This is a genomic window from Acinetobacter sp. 1294596, assembly GCF_000582925.1.
Classification (GTDB): Bacteria; Pseudomonadota; Gammaproteobacteria; order Pseudomonadales; family Moraxellaceae; genus Acinetobacter; species Acinetobacter radioresistens.
This window is the reverse complement of the sequence record NZ_JFCC01000078.1, coordinates 1-4,345: the sequence shown is the minus strand read 5'-3', so window position 1 is coordinate 4,345 and position 4,345 is coordinate 1. Positions and strand designations below refer to the sequence as shown.

The 4,345-nt window shown below is 43.1% G+C and carries 6 protein-coding genes and 1 pseudogene; 4 read left to right on the top strand and 3 right to left on the bottom strand.

What is annotated here, in order from left to right; translation table 11 throughout:
* From J502_RS16755 to J502_RS15605, 3 genes and pseudogenes are all read right to left on the bottom strand, one after another.
* A partial coding sequence (locus J502_RS16755) for a helix-turn-helix domain-containing protein (protein ID WP_428991986.1) occupies nucleotides 1-135 on the bottom strand: 135 nt, incomplete at its 3' end.
* Nucleotides 136-203: 68 nt separating this feature from the next.
* Nucleotides 204-542, bottom strand: a pseudogene (locus tag J502_RS15610) (multicopper oxidase domain-containing protein); the annotation flags it as partial.
* A 47-nt stretch (nucleotides 543-589) separates the two neighbouring features.
* Nucleotides 590-928: a hypothetical protein gene (locus tag J502_RS15605; RefSeq protein ID WP_005406790.1), complete on the bottom strand. Its 339-nt coding sequence runs from the start codon at nucleotides 926-928 to the stop codon at nucleotides 590-592.
* 419 nt (nucleotides 929-1,347) lie between these two features.
* On the opposite strand from J502_RS15605, the gene fahA reads away from it, so the two are divergent.
* The 4 genes from fahA to J502_RS15585 all read left to right on the top strand — a co-directional run.
* The gene (gene fahA, locus J502_RS15600) at nucleotides 1,348-2,664 is read left to right on the top strand and encodes a fumarylacetoacetase (RefSeq protein WP_034685112.1); all 1,317 of its coding nucleotides are present in this window, start codon (nucleotides 1,348-1,350) and stop codon (nucleotides 2,662-2,664) included.
* On the top strand, nucleotides 2,651-3,289 hold the full coding sequence (gene maiA / locus J502_RS15595; RefSeq protein WP_005406698.1) for a maleylacetoacetate isomerase: 639 nt from the start codon (nucleotides 2,651-2,653) through the stop codon (nucleotides 3,287-3,289). Before fahA ends, maiA begins: the two co-directional genes overlap by 14 nt.
* 19 nt (nucleotides 3,290-3,308) lie before the next feature.
* The gene (locus tag J502_RS15590) at nucleotides 3,309-3,866 is read left to right on the top strand and encodes a VOC family protein (RefSeq protein WP_005018974.1); all 558 of its coding nucleotides are present in this window, start codon (nucleotides 3,309-3,311) and stop codon (nucleotides 3,864-3,866) included.
* Nucleotides 3,867-3,884: 18 nt separating this feature from the next.
* A partial coding sequence (locus J502_RS15585) for a CoA transferase subunit A (RefSeq protein WP_034685109.1) occupies nucleotides 3,885-4,345 on the top strand: 461 nt, incomplete at its 3' end.

Genomic DNA, 4,345 nt, shown 5'->3' with positions numbered 1-4,345 from the left:
TCTTTTAAGCTCACGATAGATCGTACTAGGATGTCTTTTAATGAGTTCAGCAAATTTTCTGGCTGAAAAGCCTTCTTTTCTTGACTCAAGCATTAATGCAGTACGATCTTCAAAGTTAAGATGATGGTATGACAATTTTATATACTCCATAAACCCTTTAAATTAATTAGGTGGTTTATGTCGCACTTCAAGTTTTACTCTGCCCGGTATTCAAAATGACCACCCGGTTTAATACCCTGAAATCCATTAAAGCCAGGTACACCATCCATTAAAGCCGGCAATAACAATCCATGCCAGTGTAAGGAAGAGTCTTCATTTTTAAGCTTGTTATAAACATGAATTACGGCTTCATCGCCTTCTTCAAACTCGAGTAAAGGAGCTGGAAATTTTCCATTTACAGTAATACGTTTTAGTGGCTTGCCGGGTACATTCACCAGCTGTTCATCAATAGTAAGATGATATTCCTTGACTGCCGCCATTAACCAGGTGGATGAGGACAGACAGGCACCCAGTAACAGGGCTTGACTCAGTTTTATAGACATGATTTGACCTTGATAATTAAAAATAATTTTTAATCGTGAAATTAAGGTCAGGCTTTAGGAGGGCGCAGAATTTCTTGCCAGTATCCCGGCAAGTAACGGGCAAAATAATGGCTGTGGCTTGTTTCGGGTAAAGAAAGATTTGGTAAAGATTCAGGCACGTTATCAGCTGCTGCTAAAACCACTTGCAGTGTATTGCAATGTAGTGAGCTGCAATCGTGACAATGAACCTGCTGCACTGTCTTATGACTAGCATCATTGATACAAGAATGATGCGCAGATTGTGATGCAGCATGAGACACTTCGTGACAGCCTGCATGGCCAACATGCTGGTTCACTTGCTGCGTAGGTTGAGATCCGCCGGAATGACTTAGCAGATGAGCAGACACAGTAGACCATCCTGTTAGAAAAACAAGAAAACAGATAAGCCAAGACTGTTTTAAAAGTCTGCCAAGGCGCACGTTCAGGTCCACAAATCGTATATTAGCTATATCAGCATAACGGATTTTTGCCGGGGTGCAAGCGGATTTCAATAGGTCATTCTATATAAAAACCGAAAAATAATGGCTGAGTATTATTTTAATTTTCGCTTATTACGATATCCATAATTAAATTATATATTGTGTAATATATAAAAATAAGTATGATAGAACTAAGATAAAAACAGCTGTCTTAAGCTTTGGAAAATTTGCAGACATTTTAATTTCTGGACATGAACTAACTTTAAGCAAGTAGCCTGATTTCCATAGATACATCAGGTCAGATAAAAGCGGCAGGCTGCCTTCATTTGGACAAAAGGAACAGTTAAATGACGACACAACTTAAATCATTCATCGATGTTGCACCAGATTCAGATTTCCCGATTCAGAACCTGCCTTATGGTATTTTTAGTGAAACAGCTGATGGAAAACGTCGCGCCGGTGTTGCACTAGGTGAGTATGTAGTAGATCTGGCAGTACTTGAACAGGCTGGCTTACTCACTATTGAAGCAGGCAGAAACTATTTTGATCAGTCAACCTTAAATCAGTTTATTGAGTCTGGACGTGATCAGTGGACTCAAGTTCGCTCTACCCTGCAATTCCTTCTTTCCAGTACAAATCCAGAACTACGTGATAATAGCGAACTGCGTGAAAAAGCCTTCTTTAAACGCTCAGAAGTAGTGCTACATTTGCCAGTCCACATTCCCGGCTATACCGATTTCTATTCTTCAAAAGAGCATGCTACCAATGTTGGCTGTATGTTCCGTGATCCCAAGAATGCCTTGCTTCCTAACTGGTCAGAACTTCCGGTCGGCTATAATGGTCGTGCCAGCTCAGTAGTAGTTAGTGGTACAGATATAGTTCGCCCGTCGGGCCAGGTTAAACTGCCAAGTAAAGAACGCCCTGTATTCACTGCCTGTCGCAAGCTCGACTTTGAACTGGAAACCGGTTTTATTATTGGCAAACCAAACCAGCTGGGCGAACCGATCTCCATTGAAAATGCCTGGGACCATATTTTTGGAATGGTACTGTTTAATGACTTGTCAGCACGTGATATTCAGCAATGGGAATATGTACCACTTGGTCCATTTAATGCCAAAACGTTTGCTTCCTCTATTTCACCGTGGATTGTCACGCTAGACGCCCTGCAACCTTTCAAGACCAACAGTCCGGAACAGGAACCACGTCCATTGGCTTATCTGCGTGAAGACAACAGTGCCAACAGTTACGATATCCAGCTTTCTGTTGAACTTCAGGCAGCCGGACAGGTACAGGCCGATGTGATCTGCCAAACCAACTTTAAATATATGTACTGGTCAATGGCCCAGCAACTGACTCACCATACGATTTCTGGCTGTAACGTTCAGGTCGGTGACTTGATGGGTTCAGGTACCATTTCTGGCCCTACCCCCGATTCTTATGGCTCCCTGCTGGAGCTTACCTGGAATACGACCAAGCCACTTACACTCTCAAATGGCGAACAGCGCAGTTTCTTGCAAGATGGCGATACCCTGATCATGAAAGGCTACTGTGAAAAAGATGGTCTGCGTATCGGTTTTGGTGAGGTAAGCGGCAAGGTACTGCCAGCTGTCCAGTTTGATTTTAATACTGATGAATCAGAGGTAGAGCAACGTGAAGCTGTATAGTTACTTCCGTAGTTCCGCGGCTTACCGGGTACGTATTGCCCTGAATCTTAAAGGACTGCACTACGAACTTGTGCCTGTACATCTGCTGAAAAATGGAGGCGAACAGCGTTCTGAAGCTTACTGCCGCATGAACCCAACTGCACTGGTGCCTACGCTCACAGATGGAGACTTCAATCTGGGTCAGTCCATGAGTATCTTAGAGTATCTTGAAGAAACTCATCCTGAAACGCCCCTCTTACCCAAAGATGCACACTCGCGAGCAAGAATTCGGGCATTTTGTCAGAGTATTGCTTGTGATATTCATCCGGTGAACAATCTGCGGGTATTACAGTATTTAAGTCAAACCCTGCAAATTGGTGAAACAGCAAAATCTGAATGGTACGCCCATTGGGTGACTGAAGGTTTTAAAGCACTTGAAGCTTTATTACACGACTCAAATGGCCGCTACTGTTTTAACAATACTCCTACACTGGCAGACTGCTGCCTGATTCCTCAGGTCTATAACGCCAAGCGTTTTAATATTGACCTGACAGCTTTTCCCAAAATTGAAAGTATTTATACACACTGCTCAACATTGAGCGCATTCCAGAATGCTGCGCCAGAAGCGCAGTCGGATGCCGCATAAAAAATAAGGACATTTGTTCATGACTATTCAAATCGAAAAAATTCACCATGTGGCCTATCGCTGTAAAGATGCTAAAGAAACCGTCGAATGGTATAAGAAAAACCTGAACATGGATTTTATTCTGGCATTTGCCGAAGACCATGTACCTTCTACCAAAGCTTTTGACCCTTATATGCACCTGTTTTTAGATGCCGGGAATGGTAATGTTCTTGCTTTTTTTGAACTGCCAACCCAGCCAGAAATGGGCCGCGACGAAAATACACCAAAATGGGTCCAGCATATTGCATTGAAAGTTAAAGACCGTACAGCTCTTGAAGCCGCCAAAGCACATCTAGAGGCAAATGGTGTAGATGTACTCGGTATTACTAACCACGGCATTTTCCATTCAATTTATTTCTTTGATCCAAACGGTCACCGTTTGGAGCTGGCTTATGATGATGAAAAAGCCCCGCAGAAAATTGCCATGATTACTGAAGAAATGAAATATGAGATGCTAGAAGAATGGAGTAAAACCAAGCGCGCGCCTCATCATACTCATTTTTTGCATGCTGACGAACTGGATCAAACTACCGCTTAAACCATAGGAATTCAACTTATGAATAAAGTCTATGAAAGTGCAACTGCTGCCCTTCAGGATGTAGTCGCAAATGGACAGACTCTGGCAGTCGGTGGTTTTGGCCTGTGTGGTATTCCTGAAGCTCTGATTTCAGCTCTAAAAGAAACCGGAGTAAAAGACCTGACCTGTATTTCCAATAATGCAGGAGTAGATGACTTCGGCTTAGGAAAGCTTCTGACTACCCGTCAGATCAAGAAAATGATTTCATCCTATGTTGGAGAAAATAAAGAATTTGAGCGTCAATACCTGAGTGGTGAACTTGAAGTTGAACTTACCCCTCAAGGTACGCTAGCCGAAAAACTGCGGGCCGGCGGTGCTGGTATTCCAGCATTTTTTACCCAGACCGGCGTAGGCACTCTCATTGCTGAAGGGAAGGAAGAGCGAGAGTTCAACGGCAAAACCTATATCATGGAAGAATCACTGACAGCCGATATATCGCT

Coding starts and splice junctions, on each gene's coding strand:
- fahA (WP_034685112.1), top strand. CDS start 1,348: ATGACGACACAACTTAAATCATTCATCGATGTTGCACCAGATTCAGAT.
- J502_RS15590 (WP_005018974.1), top strand. CDS start 3,309: ATGACTATTCAAATCGAAAAAATTCACCATGTGGCCTATCGCTGTAAA.